Source organism: Mycobacterium sp., from assembly GCF_049802695.1.
Lineage (GTDB): Bacteria > Actinomycetota > Actinomycetes > Mycobacteriales > Mycobacteriaceae > Mycobacterium.
Genome location: NZ_JBARMY010000503.1, coordinates 1 through 23,278 on the forward strand (window position 1 = coordinate 1; position 23,278 = coordinate 23,278).

General features: G+C 65.4%; 15 protein-coding genes, 3 pseudogenes and 1 riboswitch. Of the genes and pseudogenes, 10 read left to right on the forward strand and 8 right to left on the reverse strand.

What is annotated here, in order from left to right; all coding sequences use genetic code 11:
* Together WA317_RS19790 and metE are read left to right on the forward strand one after the other, a co-directional pair.
* Positions 1-405 (forward strand): NAD(P)H-binding protein (locus tag WA317_RS19790; RefSeq protein WP_425174651.1); only part of this gene is annotated, 405 nt, incomplete at its 5' end.
* Positions 406-443: 38 nt separating this feature from the next.
* A riboswitch (cobalamin riboswitch) is annotated at positions 444-680 on the forward strand.
* A 136-nt stretch (positions 681-816) separates the two neighbouring features.
* On the forward strand, positions 817-3,102 hold the full coding sequence (gene metE, locus WA317_RS19795) for a 5-methyltetrahydropteroyltriglutamate--homocysteine S-methyltransferase (RefSeq protein ID WP_425174652.1): 2,286 nt from the start codon (positions 817-819) through the stop codon (positions 3,100-3,102).
* Between the two features lie 54 nt (positions 3,103-3,156).
* On the opposite strand, the gene WA317_RS19800 is transcribed toward metE, so the two are convergent.
* Positions 3,157-4,908, reverse strand: coding sequence for a DUF3556 domain-containing protein (locus WA317_RS19800; protein WP_425174653.1), 1,752 nt, complete (start codon positions 4,906-4,908; stop codon positions 3,157-3,159).
* A 145-nt stretch (positions 4,909-5,053) separates the two neighbouring features.
* On the opposite strand from WA317_RS19800, the gene WA317_RS19805 reads away from it, so the two are divergent.
* Positions 5,054-5,845, forward strand: a complete 792-nt coding sequence (locus WA317_RS19805) for a thiol-disulfide oxidoreductase DCC family protein (RefSeq protein WP_425174654.1) — start codon at positions 5,054-5,056, stop codon at positions 5,843-5,845.
* Positions 5,846-5,907: 62 nt separating this feature from the next.
* Here the strand turns inward: WA317_RS19805 and WA317_RS19810 are convergent, their stop codons facing one another.
* On the reverse strand, positions 5,908-6,573 hold the full coding sequence (locus tag WA317_RS19810; protein WP_425174655.1) for a GntR family transcriptional regulator: 666 nt from the start codon (positions 6,571-6,573) through the stop codon (positions 5,908-5,910).
* A gap of 68 nt (positions 6,574-6,641) precedes the next feature.
* Between WA317_RS19810 and WA317_RS19815 the strand changes: the two genes are divergently transcribed.
* From WA317_RS19815 to WA317_RS19825, 3 genes are read left to right on the forward strand one after another with little or no spacing between them, the layout of a single operon-like run.
* Positions 6,642-8,027: an LLM class flavin-dependent oxidoreductase gene (locus WA317_RS19815; RefSeq protein ID WP_425174656.1), complete on the forward strand. Its 1,386-nt coding sequence runs from the start codon at positions 6,642-6,644 to the stop codon at positions 8,025-8,027.
* Positions 8,028-8,063: 36 nt separating this feature from the next.
* Positions 8,064-9,248 carry a CaiB/BaiF CoA transferase family protein gene (locus WA317_RS19820; protein WP_425174665.1) on the forward strand — a complete coding sequence of 395 codons (1,185 nt, stop codon included), beginning with the start codon at positions 8,064-8,066 and terminating at the stop codon, positions 9,246-9,248.
* A gap of 19 nt (positions 9,249-9,267) precedes the next feature.
* Positions 9,268-10,179, forward strand: a complete 912-nt coding sequence (locus WA317_RS19825; RefSeq protein ID WP_425174657.1) for an HpcH/HpaI aldolase/citrate lyase family protein — start codon at positions 9,268-9,270, stop codon at positions 10,177-10,179.
* Here WA317_RS19825 and WA317_RS19830 read toward each other — a convergent pair.
* Positions 10,176-13,049 (reverse strand): RND family transporter, encoded by a 2,874-nt coding sequence (locus WA317_RS19830; protein ID WP_425174658.1) that lies wholly within the window; start codon positions 13,047-13,049, stop codon positions 10,176-10,178. The two genes, WA317_RS19825 and WA317_RS19830, sit on opposite strands and share 4 nt — an antisense overlap.
* The gene (locus WA317_RS19835; RefSeq protein WP_425174659.1) at positions 13,046-13,480 is read right to left on the reverse strand and encodes an MmpS family transport accessory protein; all 435 of its coding nucleotides are present in this window, start codon (positions 13,478-13,480) and stop codon (positions 13,046-13,048) included. Before WA317_RS19835 ends, WA317_RS19830 begins: the two co-directional genes overlap by 4 nt.
* Before the next feature lie 346 nt (positions 13,481-13,826).
* On the opposite strand from WA317_RS19835, the gene WA317_RS19840 reads away from it, so the two are divergent.
* Positions 13,827-14,477: a TetR/AcrR family transcriptional regulator gene (locus WA317_RS19840; protein WP_425174660.1), complete on the forward strand. Its 651-nt coding sequence runs from the start codon at positions 13,827-13,829 to the stop codon at positions 14,475-14,477.
* 43 nt (positions 14,478-14,520) lie between these two features.
* Complete coding sequence (locus WA317_RS19845) at positions 14,521-16,116, forward strand: FAD-dependent monooxygenase (RefSeq protein ID WP_425174661.1); 1,596 nt, start codon at positions 14,521-14,523, stop codon at positions 16,114-16,116.
* Positions 16,117-16,211: 95 nt separating this feature from the next.
* Here the strand turns inward: WA317_RS19845 and WA317_RS19850 are convergent, their stop codons facing one another.
* The 3 genes and pseudogenes from WA317_RS19850 to WA317_RS19860 all read right to left on the reverse strand — a co-directional run bounded on the left by WA317_RS19850 (position 16,212) and on the right by WA317_RS19860 (position 20,691).
* A complete protein-coding gene (locus WA317_RS19850; RefSeq protein ID WP_425174662.1) occupies positions 16,212-19,604 on the reverse strand; it encodes a pyruvate carboxylase in 3,393 nt (1,130 codons plus the stop codon).
* A 125-nt stretch (positions 19,605-19,729) separates the two neighbouring features.
* Positions 19,730-20,025: pseudogene (locus WA317_RS19855) on the reverse strand (MmgE/PrpD family protein); the annotation flags it as partial.
* 135 nt (positions 20,026-20,160) lie between these two features.
* A complete protein-coding gene (locus WA317_RS19860) occupies positions 20,161-20,691 on the reverse strand; it encodes a DoxX family protein (RefSeq protein WP_425174663.1) in 531 nt (176 codons plus the stop codon).
* Between the two features lie 118 nt (positions 20,692-20,809).
* Here WA317_RS19860 and WA317_RS19865 point away from each other — a divergent pair.
* Positions 20,810-22,288: pseudogene (locus WA317_RS19865) on the forward strand (pyruvate, phosphate dikinase); the annotation flags it as partial.
* A gap of 50 nt (positions 22,289-22,338) precedes the next feature.
* Positions 22,339-22,962: a MarR family transcriptional regulator gene (locus tag WA317_RS19870; RefSeq protein WP_425174664.1), complete on the forward strand. Its 624-nt coding sequence runs from the start codon at positions 22,339-22,341 to the stop codon at positions 22,960-22,962.
* A 7-nt stretch (positions 22,963-22,969) separates the two neighbouring features.
* On the opposite strand, the pseudogene WA317_RS19875 reads toward WA317_RS19870, so the two are convergent.
* Positions 22,970-23,278: pseudogene (locus tag WA317_RS19875) on the reverse strand (DUF1298 domain-containing protein); the annotation flags it as partial.

Here is a 23,278-nt window from a genome sequence, read left to right on the forward strand (position 1 = left end):
GCGCGGACCTACGCCGTCGACCGCGACGCCGCGATCCGCGTCATCGACGCCGCCGCGCAGGCCGGTGCACAGCGATTCGTGATGGTGTCGTATTTCGGTGCCGGCCCGGACCACAGAGTACCTCCCGACGATCCGTTCTTCGCCTACGCCGAGGGGAAAGCGGCCGCCGACGCCCACCTTCGCGACAGCGACCTGGACTGGACTGTGCTCGGACCCGGCCGGCTCACGCTTGACCCGGCGACCGGCCGCGTCGCGGTGGGCGCGGAGGCGCGTGACGGTCAGGTGTCACGGGAGGATGTCGCGCTGGTCGCGGCCGCGGTGTTGGCAGACGACTCGACCATCGGCCGCACGATCGAATTCAACAACGGCGATCTTCGGATTGATGAGGCATTGGCCGGCGCATAGTCAGGCCGGGGCCACGCGCGAAGAACCGCGGAGTAACCTCTTCTGCGCAGCTGGTCTGCCGTCGTCGTGAGGCGTCGGCATCGAGCGGGGCATGTTAATCACGCTTCGCGAGAGGGAACCCGGTGGGAGTCCGGGACTGTCCCGCAGCGGTAAGCAGGAACGACCGCCGTCATCAGCACTGGACGCATCACCCGCGACTGGGAAGCGACGGCCATTAGGAGCACTAGCTGTGCGTGCCTGCGAGTCCGAAGACCTGCCGGCTGCGCCGGGCGCGCCGCGCCTGGCGGCTCATCGCCTCGTGGAATGGGCGGCAAGCCGTGCAGGTTGTGGTGTTTTGCTGGCAGCGCACCGCGACCCTCTCGGCTGCGCGTCCGCTGGCGGTGACTAATGCTTTTTGGACCCGTCGAGCGAATGGATCAACTTGTGACCGCTAAACCGTTTACCGCCACCGTCACCGGCTCACCCCGCATCGGGCCGCGCCGCGAACTCAAACGCGCCACCGAAGGCTACTGGGCGGGCCGGACCAGCCGATCCGAGCTGGAAAACGTTGCCGCAACTCTGCGCCGCGACACCTGGTCGCAGCTGGCCGCAGCGGGCCTGGATTCGATACCGGTGAACACCTTCTCCTACTACGACCAGATGCTCGACACCGCCGTACTGCTGGGCGCACTGCCGGACCGCGTACAGCAGCTCTCCGACGACCTGGACCGGTACTTCGCGGCCGCCCGCGGCAACGAGGACGTCACGCCGCTGGAAATGACCAAGTGGTTCGACACCAACTACCACTACATCGTCCCGGAGATCGGTCCGGACACCAAGTTCACGCTGCACCCCGAGAAGGTGCTCGCTGAGCTGAAAGAAGCTCAGGATCAAGGAATCCCGGCGCGCCCGGTGATCATCGGCCCGATCACCTTCCTGCTGCTGAGCAAGGCGGTCAACGGTGCCGGCGCACCGGTCGAGCGCGTCGACGAGCTCATCCCGTTGTACTCCGAGCTACTCCGGCTGCTCGCCGAGAACGGCGCCGCCTGGGTCCAGTTCGACGAGCCGGTGCTGGTCACCGACATCTACGCCGACGCGGCCGCGCTGGCCGAGCGGGTCTACACCGCGCTGGGTTCGGTGGACACGCGACCCGCAATCAGCGTTGTTACCTACTTCGGCGACGCCGGCGCTGCCCTGCCCGCGCTGGCGCGCACACCCATCGAGGCGATCGGCGTCGACCTGGTGCGCAGCTCTGAGGACTCGATCGCCTCGATTCCGGAGCTGGCCAATAAGACGCTGGTGGCAGGCATCGTCAACGGACGCAACATCTGGCGCACCGACCTCGAGGCCGCGCTGGGCCGGCTGGCCAGCCTGCTCGGCTCGGTGGGCTCGCTGGCGGTGTCGACCTCCTGCTCCACGCTGCACGTGCCCTACTCGCTGGAGCCGGAAACCGACCTCGACGATGCGCTGCGCAGCTGGCTGGCCTTCGGTGTCGAAAAGGTACACGAGGTAGCCGTTCTCGCGCAGGCACTGCGCGACGGCCGTGACGCGGTCGCCGGTGACATTGCGGCGTCCAACGCGGCGGTGCAATCTCGTCGCTCGGATCCCCGTCTGCACAACGATCAGGTCCGCGCCCGCATCGATTCGATCGCCAAGTCGGGAGGTACCGAGCGCGGCCCGGCAGCACAGCGTCGCGATGCGCAGAACGAGCGGCTGCACCTGCCGCCGCTGCCGACCACGACGATCGGCTCCTACCCGCAGACCTCGGCGATCCGTAAGGCGCGCGCGGCTTTTCGGTCCGGCGAGATCGACCAAGCCGAGTACGAGAACCGGATGAAGAAGGAGATCGCCGACGTCATCACGCTGCAGGAGGACCTCGGCCTCGATGTGCTGGTGCACGGCGAGCCGGAGCGTAACGACATGGTGCAGTACTTCGCCGAGCAGCTGGATGGCTTCTTCGCCACCCAGGACGGCTGGGTGCAGTCCTACGGCAGCCGCTGCGTACGCCCGCCGATCCTCTACGGTGACGTCTTGCGGACTCACCCGATGACGGTCGAGTGGATCACCTACGCGCAGTCGCTGACCGACAAGCCGGTCAAAGGCATGCTCACCGGTCCGGTCACGATCCTGGCCTGGTCATTCGTTCGCGACGACCAGGCGCTGGCCGACACCGCCAATCAGGTGGCGCTTGCGATCCGCGACGAGACGGTGGACCTGCAGTCGGCCGGGATCGCGGTCATCCAGGTCGACGAGCCGGCCCTGCGCGAACTGCTGCCGCTGCGCGACGCCGACAAGCGGGCCTACCTGGACTGGGCGGTCGGCGCGTTCCGGCTGGCGACGTCCGGTGTCTCGGACTCGACGCAGATCCACACCCACCTGTGCTACTCGGAGTTCGGTGAGGTGATCGGCGCGATCGCCGACCTGGACGCCGACGTCACCTCCATCGAGGCGGCCCGCTCGCACATGGAGGTGCTTGACGACCTGAACTCGGTGGGCTTCGCCAACAGTGTGGGCCCCGGCGTGTACGACATCCACTCGCCACGGGTGCCGAGCACCGACGAGATCGCCAAGTCGCTGCGTGCGGCGCTGAATGCCGTTCCGGCGGAACGGCTCTGGGTTAATCCTGACTGCGGGCTTAAAACCCGCAGCCCCGACGAGGTCGCCGCATCGCTGACCAACCTGGTCGCGGCGGCCCAAGAAGTCCGCGCCGGCGGCTAGTTTCGCGCGAGCGTAACGCCACTGTGAATTCTGAACCGCTAACTCGCGGTGGCGTTACGCTCGCTGAAACTTGCTCGACGCCACGTGCACCGGCACGTCGTCGGCCCACGGCTGGCGGGTGACCATGTCGGCCACCCGGACGTAGCCGCGTTCGAATTCACCGGTGGCCGCGTCCACCAGCCGGTATTGCTGCGTCTGGCGGTGGATGGGTTGCGCGTCGAGCAGCACGACCCGCACTTCCCCCGGCTCGAAATGGCAGCGTTTCTGCAGGGCCGCGATCAGCTGCTCGTTGCTGAAGTGCCCGTCGCCGAAATTCCATCCGAGCGCGGTACTGCTGATCCGCTCACCGTCGGTGACAACGTAGTCGTCCTCGTTGTGACCGGCCACAGCACGGTGCGCCAAGGTGAAAAGCGCCCGCCCGTGAGTGTTGAAGGCGCGGAACGCGTATCCCATGTACATCGGGATCTGCGCAGCTTCCTTGCTGCCGTAAAACTTCTCCAGCTGGGCGGCGGGCATGTTCGCGATCGCCACGATGTTCTTGGCGATCTTGCCGTCGGCGGAGGGTTTGATGCACCACAGGGTGGTGTCCCAGTTGCCCGCGTAGTAGCGCATGCCCGGCAAGAAGGAAACCTTGCGCGGGAACAGGTTTCCCAGCGCCACGGTTCCCCCGACGGCGCCGAACAGCACTATTGGTAGCGGCGTGGTCAGGTCACCCAGCCCGACGGAGGCGTGACCGACGAACAATGCCAGGACGCTGAACATCATGAACACGTTCCACTCCAGCGGCACTCCCATCGGGATCGACGACAGGATGCCGAAGTGGAAGCACAGCATGACGAACGCGGCGATCGCGGTGGGCCAACCGCCATGGCTGAAGAACAGCACCAGAGGGACCAGCCCCTCGATCGTCGTGCTGAAGTGTGCCAGCCAGCGTGAGGCCCGGCCCGGACGCAGGTCGTCCGGAAAGTGTTCGAAGAACGCGCGTTTGATGGACCGCGGCCGAAACACCGGGTTGTTGCTCATCATCGTCGAGATGACGAAGGGGAAGTGCTTGTTGAGCTTGGACGTCGCGGCGCCCATCCAAATGACGAGGCACACCAGCTTGGCGCCCAGGATCATGTCCACACCGAAGCCGGCGAACAGGAAGGCGACGGTGAACGAGGCGTAGACCTCACCACGGGCGGCCAGGAAGATGACCTTGTCGCGAACCCCGAGCACCGCCAGCAGGCCCAGCACCGCCCAGATCTGCCAGGACGGCAGCACCCCGACCGTCGTCCCCAACGCAGGAGCCGGCCCGGTGCCGTCGGAGAAGATCGCGATGACGAGCAACACCAAAAGTGCGCCGTACAGTATCGCGTCGACGGGGGTGCGGCTGTCTCCCTTCGTGAGGGGTATTCGGTTCGGCCACGGCGGCAGCCGGATGGTGCCGGGCCGCAGCCAGTACAGGATGGAGCCCATCGGCGGAAGGAACCGGTTGTTCAGCGGCCCGAAGCCGCAGCCCAGACCGACCACCTCGAACAGCATGGTGAATAGCACCACTTTTTCGAACACGATTGGCTCGGCGTACCAGTGCGCGACATCGGTGAAGCCAGAAAGCCCTCCCGTGCCGGTAGTTGTCAGCGCCAGCAGCCACCCCGCCAGGATGTAGAGGCCGATTTTGACGACGTAGAACAGGTGCAGCAGCACCGGGGTGCCGAAGCCGGTTTCGGCCCAGTGCCGGGCCATCGGAACTATCTTCTCAGCGCGGGTGCCCTTGCTCCACTCCTCGAAATCGATCTGCGGAGTGTCCTGTTTGACGAATCCCATGGCGGCAAGATTAGAACGTGTTCTAGCCGATATGAGCCGGTTTGAAGCATCGGTTGCACCATTGACTACTACTTGATGTAGTAGTAGAACTTAGTGGTATGCGGCGGACACCGTGGTCCGCTGGCATCGAAAGTGGTGATCCGCGATGAGCGACCAACATCAGAACCCGCCACGCCGGTTCCTGCGATGGGCCGCAGCGGCGTTCGCCGTTGGTTTCGGTATCCATGCTTTGGATCATCTGCGCCGCGGCATGTCGGCATCTCCGCCGTTCATCATGGCTGTCGGGCAGATCCAAGGCGCCCTCGTGGCGGCCGCCGTGCTGATGGCGCTGACGTATCGCAGCCGCGCTCCACTGGTGGCCGTGGTGGTCGGGTTCGGCAGCGCAGCGGGGTTCACATACGCCCACCTGCTACCGACCTTCTTGCCCGGTTACCAGGACAGCTTCATCTCGGCGCCGCACATCAACGTGACTTGGTTCTCCTGGCTCTCGGCCCTGACGGAGATCGGCACCGGCCTGATGTTCGGCTTCGCCGGCGTCGAGGCGGTGAGGAATCGTTTCATGACCGGAACTCTGTTCTTCGACGGTGAGTGTGGCATGTGCACGCGCTCGCACGACTTGCTGCTGAAGTGGAATCGCTCCGGCGGACTGCGCACCGAAGCGCTGCAAAGCCCCGATGCTGCCCGACGACTCGGTATCTCGCCGTCGCACCTGCTCGATGCGGTGCGCTGGCTGGACTCCTCGGGACGGGTTTACTCCGGCGCGGAAGCCGCCAACGCGGCGCTGTCAAGTGCAATCGGCACCAGGTTGCCGCTGGTGCTGTACCGCATCCCCGGCATCCGATTCGTCGAAGACGTCGTCTACCGGTGGGTGGCCGCCAATCGCCGCCGCTTCCCGGGGACGACGCCCTACTGCCGATCTCACCCCGCCGCCTGCTGAGGGCGAGCGGCGGAAAACGGACGACCGCACCGCGGTGTGCGGCGACTGCGTTCTGCGTTGAGTCAACCAGACGGCGAATTGTCGGCGCGCTCGTCGAGCCAATCGGCCAGCGAGCGACCAGCCTCGAGTACGTGACGCTCGGCGATCGACCGCGCCCCTTCGGCGTCCCTCTTGCCAAGCGCCACAAGAAGTTCTTCGTGCTCGCTGAGCGAATGCTTCTCGTGCTCGGGAAACACGGTGAGGAAGTTTGTTGGCACGACGCGCGCCGCCTGCTTGATCTGGGCCAGCACCCGCGGGGAGTGCGCGGCGCGGTGAATCTCTTGGTGAAACAACCAGTTTGCTTCCCCGATGCTCGCGTCACCAGCGCGCGACGCCACGTCGGCCGCCAGTTCGCCAAGCGTGTCGAGTTCCTCAGCTGTCGCCCGCTCGGCGGCCCAGGCAGCAGCCTGCCCCGTCAACACACCAAGGATGGTGAAGCTGTCCAGAACGTCACGGGAGTTGATGCCGACGACGGTGATGCCGCTGCGAGGGGCGACGCGCACCAGCCCCTCGAAGGACAACTCCAGCAACGCTTCGCGCACCGGGGTGCGACTGGTGGAGAACTCCTCGGTGATGGCGTCGAGGTCCACCCGGGATCCGGCGGGCAGCGCGCCGGTGAGGATGCGGTCGCGCAACTCGCGCGCCGCGCGCTCGCGCACGGTGCCCGAGATGTCGTTGACCGTTGCCATGGCCCTGACTGTAGCAGCCCGCGTATCTGACATTTGAAATCTGGCATATCAGATGTTAGCTTGCAGGCATGACGCAGCGACGCTCAGACAAGATGGCCCTGGTCGCATTCATGCAGGCCGGCAGCACCTCGGTGTACGCGGGATCATGGCGGCACCCGGCGACCGAACACCGGTACCTGGACGCGTCCTATTACGCGAAGATCGGGCGCCAGCTTGAAGAAGGCTGCTTCGACCTGATGTTCTTCGACGACCGTCTGGCGATGCCAGGGGTCTACGGCGGATCGGTGGCCGAAGCGGTGTCCTACGGCGCGCGACCGGTCAAGCTGGACCTCAGCATCGTGCTGGGTGTGCTGGCACAAGCCACCTCGCGAATCGGATTGGGCGCCACCTACTCGACCACCTATTACCAGCCGTTCCACGTCGCAAGAACGTTCGCCACGCTGGACCACCTGTCGGGTGGTCGTGCCGCCTGGAACGTCGTCACCTCCGTGAACGACAGTGAGGCGCAGAACTTCGGTGTCAACGCGCACCTCGGCCACGACGAACGCTACGACCGCGCCGACGAGTTCATGGACGTCGTCGCCGGCTTGTGGGACACCTGGGAAGACGACGCGATCCTGCACGACCGCGCATCCGGCCAGTACGGTGACCCCGCCAAGGTGCACGAACTCGGCCACGTCGGCCAGTACTTCTCGTCGCGCGGCCCGCTGACCGTGCCGCGCAGCCCGCAGGGCCGGCCGGTGATCATCCAGGCCGGATCGTCAGGTCGGGGACGCGATTTCGCCTCTCGCTGGGCTGAATTGATCTTCACCGGCGACCCGGGACTCGAAGTCGCGCGGGACCACTACGCCGACCAGAAGGCACGTATCGCGGATGCCGGGCGCGATCCCGGTGCGGTTCGCATCTGCCCGATGGCCTACGCTGTGGTCGGCGAATCCGAGGCGCATGCCAAGGAGCGCGAAGCTTTGTTCCTCAACGATCTGGTGCACCCCATGGCATCGCTGACACTGTTGTCCGAACTGATGAATTATGACTTCGCCCAACATGATCTGGACGACCCGGTGACTGACGAGCTGATCGCGTCGGTCTCCGGCATCCGCGGGCTGGTGCAGAATTTGCGCAAACACATTTCTTCCCAGGGCGGAGGCCGCCCTGTTACCGTGCGCGACCTGGCCGTGCACCGCGCCACCCTGCTGCAGGGTCCCCGCTTCGTGGGCACCGGTCAGCAGGTCGCCGATCAGATGGCGGACTGGTTCGAAAGCGGCGCCTGCGACGGTTTCGTCCTGGCGGCAACGCACCTGCCCGGCGCGTTCGAAGATGTCGTGCGGATGGTGGTCCCGGAACTGCAACGCCGCGGACTGTTTCGCACTGACTACGGGTCGTCGACGTTGCGCGGACACCTCGGGTTGGACCGGCCGTCGAACAGCCGCGCCCACGCGGGGGCCAGCGCCTAGATGAGTTCAGCAGCGACCTCAAGAACCACGGCGTCGATGCTCGACGGTGTACGAGTGCTCGACCTGGCCACCTTGGCGGCCGCTCCGCTCGTCGCAACCTACCTCGGTGAGTTCGGCGCCGACGTGATCAAAGTGGAGGAACCGCGTCACGGTGATCCGATCCGCGGCTGGGGCAACCAGCGCGACGGTGTCGGCTTGATGTGGAAGTCAATCTCGCGCAACAAGAAATCGATCACGCTGAATCTTCGCTGCGCCGAGGGTCAGGAGTTGGTCCGCCGACTGGTCGAGCACGCCGATGTCGCGATCTTCAACACCCGGCCACAGACCCTGCGCAAGTGGGGTCTGGATTACGACAGCCTGCGGGCGGTCAATGAGCGCATCGTCATGCTGCACATCACCGGATACGGCTTGACCGGGCCCAAAAGCGAGCGCCCGGGTTTCGGCACATTGGGTGAAGCGATGAGCGGGTTCGCCCACATCACCGGACCGGCCGACGGACCGCCCACCCTGCCGCCGTTCATGCTGGCCGACGGTGTCGCCTCGCTGAACGCCGCCTATGCGGTGATGCTGGCGCTGTATCACCGAGACGTGCACGGCGGGCTGGGTCAACTGATCGACATCAATTTGATCGACCCGCTGGCCCGGTTGCTGGAGCAGACATTGCTGGCCTACGACCAATTGGGTGTGGTGCCTGAGCGGTCCGGCAACCGCTGGGATATCTCGGCGCCGCGCAACACCTACCGCACCGCTGACGGGCGGTGGCTGGCCATGTCCGGCAGCTCACCGGCGTTGGCGCTGCGGGTATTCCGTGCGATAGGACGCACCGACCTGTTGCAGGATTCCGACTTCCTAGATCCGCAGCGACGCTTGGCGCGCGCCCGTGAGGTAGACGCTGTGGTGGCCGATTGGGTTGCCACCAAGACACTTTCAGAGGCAATGACGGTGTTCGAAGCCGAGGAGGTTGCCGCCGCCCCGGTCTACGACATCGCCGATCTGGTCAGCGACGAGCAGCTCAAGCATCGCGAAGTATTCATCTCCGTCGACGACGAGCAGCTCGGTCCGATGACGGTGCAGGCCCCGGTGCCGCGGTTCTCGTCGGCGCCAGGCACGGTCGACCACCTGGGTCCGCGCCTCGGTGAACACAACGGCGAAGTTTACGGCGAGGTCCTGGGTCTGACCGCAGCAGACATCGACGATCTGCGCGCCCGCGGTGTGCTGTGAGACAGAGGAATCCGCTGAAATGACCAACCTGCTCCGTCGCTCCGAGCTGGCAGTGCCGGCGAGCAACGACCACATGTTCGCCAAGGCCGCTTCGGTCGGCGCGGACCTGGTGTTCCTCGACCTCGAGGACGCGGTGCCGCCGGCCTACAAAGAGGAGTCGCGAGCCAAGGCGGTCACCGCGCTGAACGACATCGACTGGGGGAACACCTCTCGTGCGGTGCGGATCAACGGCCTGGACACCCAGTGGTGCCATGACGACGTCATCGAGGTGGTGACCAAGGCCGGCCAGAACCTGGACACGATCATCATCCCGAAAGCCAAGACTGCGCGCGACGTGTGGTGGGTCGATGTGCTGCTCACCCAACTGGAGCTGAAACTCGGTGTGGGCAGGCAGATTCGGCTCGAAGTGCTGATCGAGGAGGTCGAGGGCCTGGCCAACGCCGAAGCGATTGCGGTGGCCAGCCCCCGGTTGGACGCGCTGATCTTCGGGGTGGGTGACTTCTCGCTGTCTCAGGGGGCGCGCGTGGACACCAACTTCGTCCCGCTCGGCGAATACCCAGGTGACTTCTGGCATTACGCCCGGAACAAAGTGATCGTGGCAGCCCGCATCGCCGGCATCGACGCGATCGACGCGCCCTACCCCGACTACAAAGACACTCAGGGCTACGAACGGGATGCCCGCCGCGCGTCGCTGCTCGGCTACACCGGCAAGTGGGCGATCCATCCTGATCAGGTGCCGATCGCCAACGCCGTCTACTCCCCCACCGCCGACGAGATCGCCCTGGCGCAGCGCAACGTCGCCGCCTACCGCGAAGCGGAGGCCAACGGCCGCGGCGCAGTAGGTGTTGCCGGCGTGCTGGTCGACGCGGCACACGTCAAGATGGCGCAGGAAACGCTGGCGCGCGCCGCACTGATCAACGGGAGCGGTTAGAACGCAGGTTCCTTTCCGGCGACCATCGCGTGGCGTTCGCCGACAGTCGGCGCCGCAGGCGTGCGCAACGGTCGGGTTCGTACCAGTTGCGGCCACCAGAACCAGCGGCCCATCAGCGCGGCGATCGACGGTGTCATGAACGAGCGCACGACCAGTGTGTCGAAAAGCAGGCCCATTCCGATGGTGCTGCCGACCTGGGCGAGGATGAGCAGCGCACTTGCTGCCAGGGTGATCATGGTGAAGGCGAACACCAGGCCGGCTGAGGTGACGACGGCGCCGGTTCCGGCCATGGATCTGATGATGCCGGTCTTGATGCCGGCGTCGATCTCTTCTTTGAACCGCGACACCAGCAGCAGGTTGTAATCCGATCCGACTGCCAGCAGGATGATCACCGACATCGCCAGGACCATCCAGTGCAACTGGATGCCCAGGATGTACTGCCAGAGCAGCACCGACAGTCCGAACGACGCCCCGAGGGAAAGCAGCACCGTGCCGACGATGACCGCTGCAGCCATCACAGCGCGGGTCAGAATCAGCATGACGACGAAGATCAGAATCAGTGCACCGACCCCCGCGATCAGCAGGTCGTAGGTGGCTCCTTCTTTCATGTCCTTCGCGGTGGCCGCAGTGCCGGCGATGTAGATGCGTGAGCTTTCCAGCGGGGTGCCTTTGATGGCCTCGAAGGTGGCGTTGCGGATCGCATCGATGTGGGCGATGCCTTCAGGCGTGGCGGGGTCACCGAGGTGAGAGATGATGAAACGCACCGCTTTTCCGTCCGGTGAGACGAACATCTTCATGCCGCGCTTGAAGTCGGGATTGTCGAACACCTCCGGAGGCAGATAGAACGAGTCGTCGTTCTTGGACCGATCGAAGGCCTGGCCCATGGGGTTGCCAGTGCTTTGCATGGCAGCGCCCTGGTCTTGTATGCCGCCCATCGTGCTGTGCATCGAGAGCATCATGGTGTGCATCGACTTCATCATCCCGACCATCGGTGTCAGCAGTTTGAGCATGTCAGGCATGAGCGCGTCGAGCTTGTCCATCTGAGGCATCAGGTCACCGATCGCATCGGTGAGGGTGTCCACACCGTCCAGGGTGTCGAACACCGACCGCAACGCTTGGCAAACGGGGATGTCGAAGCAGTGCTTCTCCCAGTAGAAATAACTGCGGATCGGGCGGAAGAAATCGTCGAAATCCGAGATGTGATCGCGTAACTCGTTCATTTCGCCAACCATCGATTTCATCTGCTCGACCATGTTGTGAGTGACGCCGGTGAGCTCTTTCATGATCGCCATCATGGTTTCCATGGTGGCGATCATGGTGTCCATCTGGTTGGCCATCACCAGCATCTGGTCCATCTGTCGCTGCATGTAGTCCCGCGTCAACTGCTGCCCCACCCCTTGCATGCCCATCTGGTACGGAATGGAAGCGTGGTCGAGCGGGGTGCCCAGTGGACGGGTGATGGTCTGTACCCGGGCGATACCCGGGGTGTGAAAGACGTTGCGGGCGATATGTTCGACGATCAGCATGTCGGCGGAATTGCGCAGATCCTGATCTGCTTCGACCATCAAGACTTCGGGGTTCATCCGGGCCTGGGAAAAATGCCGGTCCGCAGCGGCGAACCCCTGCATCGCCGGAATATTGGTCGGCATGTACTTACGGTCGTTGTAACTGGTCTTGTAGCCGGGCAACGCAACCAGCCCGACCAGCGCCAGCGCACAGGCCGCCGCCAGGATGGGCCCCGGCCACCGCACCACAGCGGTCCCCACGCGTCGCCAACCACGGGTTCCTGCAACCCGTTTAGGTTCCAAGAGGCCGAACCGGCTCCCGATGACCAGGATCGCCGGCGCCATGGTCAATGATGCCAGCACCGCAACCGTGATGCCGATCGCCAGCGGAACACCCAGCGTCTGGAAATAGGGCAGCCGGGTGAAGTGCAGGCAAAAGGTCGCACCGGCGATCGTCAGGCCCGACCCGAGGATGACATGAGCGGTGCCGCGATACATGGTGTAAAAAGCAGTCTCGCGATCCTCGCCGGCACTGCGGGCCTCGTGGTAGCGGCCGAGAACGAAGATCGCATAGTCGGTACCCGCCGCGATGCCCAACATCGTCAGCAGATTCACCGAAAACGTCGACAGCCCGATCAGGTTGTAATGCCCCAGTGCGGCCACCACCCCGCGCGCAGCCATGATCTCCAGGACGACCATCCCCAGAACCAGCACCACGGTGATCACAGACCGGTAGACGATGAACAAGCTGACGACAATGACCAGCATCGTGATGGCCGTCACGAGCTTCAGGCTTTTATCGCCCACGTTGTGCTGGTCGGCCATCAGCGCCGTGGAACCGGTGACGTAGACGTGGACACCGCGCGGGGGTGGTGTGCCGGCAATGATCTGGCGGACCGCGGCGATGGAATCGTTGGCCAGGGCCTGCCCTTGGTTGCCGGCCAGGTTGAGCTGGACGTAAGTTGCTTTGCCGTCACCGCTTTGAGCGCCCGCCGCCGTCAGTGGGTCACCCCAAAAATCCTGCACGTGTGTGATGTGCGCCGGGTCAGCCCGGAACTTCTTGATCAAACCGGCGTAATACTGATGGGCATCGTCGCCCAGCGGCTGGTCTCCCTCCAGCACGATCATTGCCGAGCTGTCGGAGTCGGACTCCTGGAACACGTGCCCGATGTGTTTCATCGCCTGCATCGACGGGGCACCGGCCGGGCTGAGTGACACCGACTGGTCCTCGCCCACCTTCTCCAGTGAGGGCATAGCCGCGTTGAGCAACACGGTCAGCGCCACCCACCCCAGCAGGATCGGCACCGCGAAGATGTGAATGGACCGGGGGATGATCGGTTGGCGGTGCTTGAGGTGATTGGTCATGCCGATTTCACCTGGCAGAAGGTGAATGCGTCGACGCCGTCGGCGGACTTCTCGTCCTTGACTTTGCCGTCGACGGTGATCCGACAACCGATCGTCGAGGCGTTGCCCTGCGCCAGCAGGATCGGGCTGGTGGCCGGTGAGGTGGTAGTCAGCGTGAGTGTCCAGGGCAGCGGCACCTGCTTGAGGCTCTGCGGGTTGGCCGACAGGTCGAGATAATCGATGGTCGCGACCGCACCCGTCGATCCGAACACCTCGTAGGTCACGCGCTTGGGGTTGAACGGCTTGGCGTCTTTCGCGATCCCGGAGCCTTCCCGGGTGATCTCGTTGTCCGAGCCGAAGACCCCGTGCATCCGGTGAATCACGAATCCGCCAAAAGCGATCGCTATCAAAACCAACAGCGGCAGCCAGTACCGGCGCACTGTCTTGAACATGCAACCCCTGTCCATAGTCGGCCCGCCAGGCAACCCACCGCATCCGACGGCCGGCACCGTGGCGGTTCGGCTGTCACTCTGGCGCGAGGATGTGGTCGTGCCACAAATGCGAATTTTGGTTCTGATAGTAGGGCCGTGCTCACTCTCATGTCCACAGGTACCGGGTGCGGCCCTGAACGCTCTCCACTGCTGCGGTATTCGCTCTGTCGACCCGTGGGACTCCTGTCGACCCTGTTGAAGCATCACTTCCTTCGGCCTACTATCGGAATCGCGATTCGCATCTAGCAAAGAAGGGCTCGACATCAGCGGCACATCGGCGGGCGGTCGGCCAGTAAGCTCAACGCTCGTGGATCCCGGGCCGATCAAGTCGGGAGTGCGTCCGCCCCAGCAGGCGCGCAGCCGCGCAGCGCTGCAACGCTTACTGGCCTCAGCCGAACATGTCCTGGTCAGCGACGGCCCCGACGAGTTCACGATTGCCCGCGTCGCCGAACACGCCGGCATCTCCGTGGGCGGGGTATACCGCCGCTTCGCCAGTAAAGAACAACTCATCGACGCCGTTCGACAGGACTTCGTGGCGCGGCTCGAGAATGCCGTCACCGAAGCACTCCAGACCACCAGCCCGTCACTGGCCGGGGTCGTCGACGCATTGACCACGGCACTGGGCGAGACCTTGGCGGAAAGTGGCCGCATCATCCCCGCCGTCTTGGGCGGCGGGCGCAGCGCCGACACCCCCGAGCAGGGGATGCGGACCGCAACCGTCTTGCAGCAGCGGTTTTTCGACGCCGCAGCGCCTCATCGGGAGCAGATCCGCCATAAGCAGCCGGCCACCGCGCTGACCGTGGCTTTTCGCAGCGTGATCGCCGCCGGGGTCCACCGCGCGGCCTCGGCACCATGGTGGCCCGATGGCCTGACGTGGCAGCAGTGGTCCCGAGAAATCGCCGACATGACTACCGCATACCTCACCGCTGAGTTCGAAGACGACTGCGCCGCATGCTGATCGTTGTCACGTCGGCCCCCGAAGACGAACAGGAAGAAACGGGATGACCGCCGCGGATGTGGTGATTGCCGGGGGCGGACCGACCGGGTTGATGCTGGCAGGTGAGCTCGCACTGGGCGGAGTCACACCCATTGTGCTCGACTCGTCGCCCGGCCCGAATCCCGAGCCGCGCGCGAACGGGGTGTCCGGGACCGCGGTGCGTTTCCTCGATCACCGCGGGCTCTACGAAGAGTTGACCGGCTCGTCGGAACCTCCCCGCCCCTCGCCCGTGGGAATGTTCTCGGGGTTAAGGCTCGACCTGAGCGGGACGCCCTCGTCGCAATACCTGTTGCCGGTGCAGCAGCCCCGCCTCGCGCGAACCCTGGCTGAGCGGGCCGGGCACATCGGGGTGGAAATGCGCTGGGGTCACAGCTTGCGCGGATTCACCCCACAACAGCATGGCGTCGTTGTTGAGGTCGACGGGCCCGACGGCCCATACCAGATCAACGCCGACTATCTGGTCGGCGCCGACGGGGGCCACAGTGCAACCCGCAAACTCGCCGGCATCGCCTTTCCCGGAATGTCTTCCAACGACGCGGTTTTTCGCGTCGGGCGTGGGCTGATGCCGCCGGCGGAATGGCGCGATCCAGCTACCGGTGCACTGAATATTCCCGGCCACGGACCCATGCCGGCGATGACCTTTCTGCGCGCCGGAACCGGAATGTTCCTGTGGGGTCAGTGGGAGGGGCTTTCCCTTCTCGGCACCCTGGAGCTGGCTGCGACACCCGACAACACTCGCACCGACTCCGAACACGCCGGCTTCGGTGACCCGCTGACAACCGCGGAATTGGAGGACAGCCTGAGTCGCGTCCTGGGCGTTCGCGTACCGGTTCAACCGGCTCCATCCGGCGGTGAGGTGGTGCTGCGCCGTTTCTCCGGCATCAACTCACGCGCGGCTGAGCGATATCGTCAGGACCGAGTTTTTCTGGTCGGCGACGCCGCCCACGTGCACTCCCCGCTGGGCGGGCCCGGACTGAACCTTTGCCTTCAGGACGCGGCGAACCTCGGATGGAAACTCGCGGCCGTCGTGCGCGGCCGGGTGGATCCGAAGCTGCTGGGTACCTACGAACCCGAGCGCAAACTCGCGGCGAAGCAGGTCCTGATCCACAGCCGGGCGCAGCTTGCGCTCATGCGCCCCGGACCCGAAATCACGGCATTACGCGAGCTGTTAGGCGATCTCCTCCAGGAGGCCGCAGTCACACGACAACTGGCTGACACCCTTTCTGGCACCGCCGTTCGCTATCCGACCCAGCCCGACGACCACCCCGCGGTAGGACACTGGGTTCCCGACATCACCGTTGGTACCCCCGCGCACGGTGACCGGAGCATCGCTCAGCTCGCCCGCGACGGGCGGCCGCTGCTCCTCGACTTCACCAAGCGCAGCACCGTCGCCGAGACGCTGGACGGCACCGGTGAAGCGATCGCTGTCGTACCAGGCAGACCCACAGAACCAGTTGAGCTCACCGCCGTCCTGGTCCGCCCCGACGGTTACGTCGCGTGGGCCTCATCCGAGGACGACCCCGACACCGACACCCTGAATCGCGCGCTTGAATACTGGTTCGGCGTGACCGTGAGAGAAGCGACAGCCAGGGGCAATTGACCTCGAGTGCAACGACGCAGCGCCATGAAAGAAGCGAGCAGCACCGCCCGTCGAGTTCCAGCGCCGGTACGTCATTGCCGCCGGTGATGCGACTATCAGCTGAGCACGACCAGTAGATCGCCGCCTTCGACCTGCGTGGTGGCCGAGACGACGACGCGTTGCACCGTGCCGGCTTCCGGTGCGGTGATGGCGGCCTCCATCTTCATCGCTTCGATAGTGGCGATGGTCTGGCCGGCCTCGACCTTGTCAGCCGCGTCGACGGTCACGGTGACGACCCCGGCGAACGGCGCTGCGATGTGGCCGGGATTGCCGCGATCGGCCTTCTCGGCTGCGGGTACGTCGGCGGCGATGTTCCGGTCGCGCACCAGCACGGGGCGCAATTGGCCGTTCAGAATGCACATCACGGTGCGCATCCCGCGTTCGTCGGCGTCGGAGATCGCCTCGAGCCCGATGATCAGTTCGACGCCCTTCTCCAGCTGCACCCGGTGTTCGTCGCCGTGGCGAAGGCCGTAGAAGAACTGGTTGGCGCTCAAGCGTGACGTATCGCCGAACTCCTCACTGTGGGCGAGGAATTCTTTCGTCGGCCCGGGAAACAGCAGTTGGTTGAGCGTGGCCTGACGCACCGTGCCGGGTTCCGCCAAGGCGGCCTCGTCGTCTGGACTGAGCTGCTGTTCGGGCTTCCCGGGACGACGGCCCTCAAGGGCCTTGGTGCGGAACGGTTCCGGCCAGCCACCCGGCGGATCACCGAGCTCGCCCCGCAGGAAGCCGATCACCGAGTCGGGAATGTCGTAACGTCCCGGATCGGCGGCGAATTCCTCGGCGGAGACACCCGTTCCGACCAAGGCCAGTGCGAGATCACCGACCACTTTGCTGGACGGCGTCACCTTGACCAGCCGGCCCAGCATCCGGTCAGCCGCAGCGTAATTGGCTTCGACGTCTTCGAACCGGTCGCCCAGACCCAGCGCGATCGCCTGCTGGCGCAGATTCGACAATTGTCCGCCCGGGATTTCGTGCGTGTAGACGCGGCCGGTCGGCGCGGGAAGTCCAGTTTCGAAGGGCCGGTACACCTTTCGCAGCGCCTCCCAGTATGGCTCGAGATCGCACACCGCCGGCAAAGACAACCCGGTGTCGTATTCGGTGTGCGCGGCCGCGGCCACGATCGAACTCAGCGCCGGCTGGCTGGTGGTGCCCGCCATCGGCGCGGCAGCACCGTCGACGGCGTCGGCACCGGCGTGCCAGGCGGCCACATAGGTGGCCAGCTGACCACCCGGCGTGTCGTGAGTGTGCACATGCACCGGCAGGTCGAACCGCGACTTCAGCGCGCTCACCAGAGTCGCGGCGGCAGGCGCCCGCAGCAGACCGGCCATGTCCTTGATCGCCAGGACGTGTGCGCCCGCCTCGACGATCTGGTCGGCCAGCTTCAGGTAATAGTCGAGCGTGTAGAGGTTTTCGGCCGGATCGCTCAGATCACCGGTGTAGGACATCGCGACTTCGGCGACGGCGGTGCCCGTTTCGGCGACCGCGTCGATGGCCGGACGCATCGAGTCGACGTTGTTCAGCGCGTCGAAAATCCGGAAGATGTCGACGCCGGTGGCCGCGGCCTCCTGGACGAACGCCGACGTGACGGTCTCCGGGTAAGGCGTGTAGCCGACGGTGTTGCGTCCGCGCAGCAGCATCTGCAGGCAGATGTTGGGCAGTGCTTCGCGCAACGCAGCCAGCCGCTCCCACGGGTCCTCTTTCAAGAAGCGAAGCGCCACATCGTAAGTCGCACCGCCCCAGCATTCGATGGACAACAACTGCGGCGTCATCCGGGCGATGTGCGGCGCCACCATCAGCAGGCCGGTGGTGCGCAGCCGGGTCGCCAGCAGAGATTGGTGCGCGTCACGGAAGGTGGTGTCGGTGACGCCGACGGCGCGCGACTCACGCAGCCAGGCTGCGAATCGCTGTGGTCCGAGTTCGGTCAGCCGCTGCTTCGATCCCGCCGGCGGGTCGGACGATAAGTCCGAGAGATCTATGTCGGGCAGCTTGTCCTGCGGGTACACCGCCGAGGGGCGTTCCCCGTGGGGCTTGTTGACCGTGACATCGGCCAGGTAGTTCAAGATCTTGGTGCCGCGGTCGGCCGAGCTGCGCGCGGTCAGTAGCTGCGGCCGTTGGTCGATGAACGACGTGGTGACACGCGCGGCTTGGAAATCTGGGTCTTCGAGGACGGCTTGCAGGAACGGGATGTTCGTGGAGACGCCACGGATGCGGAACTCCGCCAGCGCGCGACGCGCACGACGGACGGCTGCGTCGAAATCACGGCCCCGGCAGGTCAGTTTGATCAGCATCGAGTCGAAGTAGGCGCTGACCTCCGCTCCGAGAGTGGTGCCCCCGTCCAGTCGGATACCCGCGCCGCCCGGGCTGCGGTAGGCGGTGACGCGACCGGTGTCCGGGCGGAAATTGTTCGCCGGGTCCTCGGTAGTGATCCGGCACTGCAACGCCGCGCCGCGCGCAACCACCGAATCTTGGCTCAAGCCAAGCTCGTCGAGAGTCTGCCCGGCGGCGATCCGCAGTTGGGATGACACCAGGTCGACGTCGGTGATCTCCTCGGTGACGGTGTGTTCAACCTGGATGCGGGGGTTCATCTCGATGAATACGTGGCGGCCGTTCCCGTCGAGCAGAAACTCCACGGTGCCCGCACAGCTGTATCCGATCCGGCGGGCGAACGCGACCGCGTCGGCGCAGATCCTTTCGCGCACCGCAAGATTCAAGTTCTGTGCGGGAGCGATCTCGATCACCTTCTGGTGTCGGCGTTGCACGCTGCAATCCCGCTCAAAGAGGTGGATCACATTACCGCCGCTGTCGGCGAGGATTTGCACCTCGATGTGCCGCGGGTGGAGCACCGCCTGCTCGAGAAACACTGTCGGATCGCCGAACGCCGATTCCGCTTCGCGGCTGGCCGCCTCGATGGCCTCCGGAAGCGCCGCAGCGTCGGCGACCCGGCGCATACCGCGGCCGCCACCACCGGCGACCGCCTTGACGAACAACGGGAACGGTATCGACTCGGCGGCTACCACCAGTTCGTTTACCGACGCCGAGGGTGCCGACGACATCAGCACCGGAAGGTCCGCGGCCCGCGCCGCCGCGATCGCCCGGGACTTGTTGCCGGTAAGTTCCAGGACCTCTGCGCTCGGGCCGACGAAAGTGATGTTGGCCGCCTCGCAAGCGGCCGCCAGGTCGGGATTCTCCGATAAGAAGCCGTAGCCGGGGTAGATCGCGTCGGCACCGCACGCCAGCGCCGTCTCGACGATCTCGTCAACCGAAAGATAGGCCCGGACGGGATGGCCTTCTTCGCCGATCTGGTAAGACTCGTCGGCCTTCAGCCGGTGCAGCGAATTACGGTCCTCATACGGATACACCGCAACAGTCGCCACACCGAGTTCGTAGGCCGCACGAAAAGCGCGGATCGCGATCTCCCCGCGATTGGCGACCAGAACCTTGGAGAACACGGTCCTTACGTTAGTTGCTCTGGTGATCCCGTCGCTCCGGACAAGCGGATCATCAAAAGATGCCCGACGGAATTGTGGGCGCCTTCTCCAGCACCCGCGTTCCAACCTCGATGTTGAGTCCGCCGACCTCCCCGGATTTCAGCCCACTCCGGGGCATAGTCGCCGGAAACGCCGAACACCTTCGCGCCTTGCCCGGCGACACGGTGCGCCTGCGCCCGGGCACGTGCGACGGCGACCGGCCGCCGGAGGACTGTGGCGGCCGACACGGCGGCGTTGTCCATGACCCGGTTGATGATCATCGCCTCGGCGTCAGCGGGGACGTCGACCCGGTCCGCAGCGACCTCGGCGATCTTTCATGCAGGTGTTCGTTGCGCGGAAAGTTTTCGGCGCTGCGGTGAGTCCGGACATGGTGAGTCTGCATACTCGCACCCTACGCAGAGCGACGATCGCAGCAAATACCCTACTGATCCGTTAATTCACGCCCTCACCGCAGCTGATCAGCAGATCCTACCCAACTAATGCGCACGTCGTTTTCGCCACGGCTAAGGCAAGTCGACTAATGAGCCTGCTTAACCGGCGGCCGGTAGAAGAAGAGCAACAAACCCAGGGCACCGGCCAGACCCAATAGCACCGACACCAGCAGACCGCCCCAGCCGTAGAGCCAGTCAGGCCAGTGCGAACCGAAAAGCACCCGGTCCAGGCTGAACCTGCCCGCACCCATCGTCGCCACCGCGACGGCGGCCACCGCGAGCACCAGGTTGTACTCCCAGCCTTCCTTGACGATGAAGAACCCGTTGGCGCGGTGCACCGTCCACGCGGCAACCAGCATCAGGGAGACGAAGCCGGCGGCTGGGATCGGGGTGAGCAGGCCGGCAGCCAGACCCAACCCGGCCGACACCTCGGTGGTGGCGGCGACCGCCGCGTGAAACTTCCCGGGCCTCATACCGATGCTTTCGAACCAGCGCGCGGTCCCCGGTATCCGCCCGCCGCCGAAGAATTTGTTGAAGCCGTGGGCCGCCAGCGTCAGCCCCAGCACGAGCCGCAGGATCAATAGCCCCACGTCGAAGGCAGTGTTATAGGCAGTCATACCCGCAAACCTAGAACACCGTGCGCCCGGGCGTGGCCGCGGCTACACCGGGGCAGGCCGCTGCGGCACGCCCCGCAGGCAACCGTTGAGGCGTAGGCCCGACGGGTAATCTCAGGGCGTGTCAGGACACGCCTCCACCGGGTCATCGTGCGAATGCACCGTGCCTCTGCTGGACGGCACTGCCGGGCTGCCGCGGGAGACGCTCGGCAACAAGGGCTACGGCATCGACGCGATGCGCAGCCACGGCCTTCCGGTGCCTCCAGCGTTCTGCATCACCACCGAGGTGGGCGTCCGGTATCTCGCCGACCCTGCCGCGACAATGGAAGCCGTCTGGCAAGACGTGCTGGACCGGACCAAGTGGTTGGAGACCGAGACCTCGCGCACCTTCGGGCGCGGCTCTTGCCCGTTGCTGGTCAGCGTGCGCTCCAGTGCCGCGCGGTCAATGCCCGGGATGATGGACACGGTCCTCGACCTCGGCATCGACGACGCTGTCGAACAGGCGCTCGCCGCGGCGAGCACGCCCGCGTTCGCCCACGACACCCGGGAGCGATTCACCCGGATGTATCGGCGTGTTGTAGCCAGCAGCGACGTGGCCACCGATCCCTACGCTCAGTTGCGCAACGCGATCGAGGCGGTGTTCGCCTCGTGGAACTCAGCCCGCGCAACCGCCTACCGCGCCCACCACGGCATTGATGACCTCGGTGGCACTGCGGTAGTGGTGCAGGCGATGGTTTTCGGAAATCTAAGCGCCCATTCCGGTGCGGGAGTGTTCTTCTCCCGCAACCCGATCACCGGTTCCGCGGAACGGTTCGGCGAGTGGTTACCCGGCGGCCAGGGCGACGACGTGGTGTCAGGGACGTTCGACGTGCGGCCCATCGCCGCCTTGCGCGAGAAACAACCCTCGGTCTACGACGAGTTGGTGGCCGCCGCCGACACATTGGAGCAGCTCGAGTGCGACATCCAGGAAATCGAGTTCACCGTCGAAGAGGGCAAACTGTGGCTGCTGCAAACCCGGGCCGCTGAACGGTCGGCGCAAGCGGCCGTGCGAGTGGCGTTGCAACTGTGCCGCGAGGGGCTCATCGACGAGCAGGAAACTTTGCGCAGGGTGACCCCGACGCATGTCGAAACGCTGCTGCTGCCGTCGCTGCAACCCGAAACGCAGCACGGCGCAACACTGCTGGCCAAGGGGCTGCCCGCCTGCCCGGGGGTGGTGTCGGGCCGGGCCTACACCGATGTCGACGAGGCGCTGGCCGCGGCCGAAGCGGGCGAAGACGTCATCCTGGTCCGCAACCACACCAGCCCCGACGACGTCCACGGCATGCTGGCCGCGCGCGGCGTCGTCACCGAGGTCGGCGGGGCTTCCAGCCACGCTGCCGTGGTGAGCCGCGAACTCGGCCGGGTCGCCGTGGTGGGTTGCGGCCAAGGTGCAGCCGCCGCGCTCACCGGCAAGTTAGTGACCGTCGACGGCAACAACGGCGAGGTGCGCGAGGGGGTTCTGGAACTGTCCGGGTGGTCGGAGGCCGAGACACCGGAATTACGCGAACTGGCGGACATCGCAAAGCGGATAACACCTTTGAATGCGCATGCTCAGGGTGAGTCGCTGGTCGCGATGCTGACCGCGCTGCGACCCCTCGACGAGGGTACCCGGTGACTTCCCGTGCGGGTACCGCCGAATTGGCGGGGTTGCAGGCGGTCCGGCTGAAAGGCAGGGTAAGCCTTGCTGCCCTGACCGACACCCTGGACGAAGATCCGGCTGCCGTCAACCACACCGTCGAGCGGCTGACCGGGGCGGGCCTGCTGGTCCACGATAAGACACTGAGACTGAGCGGCGAGGGCCGCGCTCGGCTCGCTGAACTACTTGCCGCCGAACGCCGGCACGTCGACCGGGCAGCACTCATCAATGCCTACAACGAGTTTCGCGCAGTCAACGCCGAATTCAAAGCCGCAGTTACCGATTGGCAGCTCAAGGCCGGCGAGCCCAACAGCCACGACGACGCCAACTACGACGCGGCCATAGTCGCCCGTATCGACAGCGTGCACCGAAGGGTGTTGCCGACCCTGGCGGCGGTCGCCGCGCAGTTGCCGCGGCTGAGCAGCTACTCCGTCAAGTTGCAGCAGGCGCTCGATAAGGTCAAGGCCGGCGACACCACTTGGCTCACCCGGCCGATTGTCGACTCCTACCACACTGTCTGGTTCGAGTTGCACGAAGAGCTGATCGCCGCAGCCGGGCTTACTCGGGAGGCGGAAGCCAGACGCGGCCACGCGCAATAGCATTGAGCTACAGAGCTCGATCCAGCCGGTGCAGGTAGCCGTCGATGTCGCCGAGGGCCGACTCCGCCGCGTGCACGCTGATCACCACGGTCTCGCCGATGCCGTGCACCCCGTGGGTCAGGCCCATCACCGGTGAGAGCGCGGGGCAGCCGGCCGTGAACAGCACAGGCGCACCACCGAACTGCAGATCGGCGGCACCGCGGTTCACGCTGGACACCACCGTGTTGCCGGACACCCGTGCTGGACGGACCTCGGCATCGAACTGCGCGACGCCCCAGCGCAGCAGCGGCGCGGGTGTGGCGGCGAAGGCCCGGTC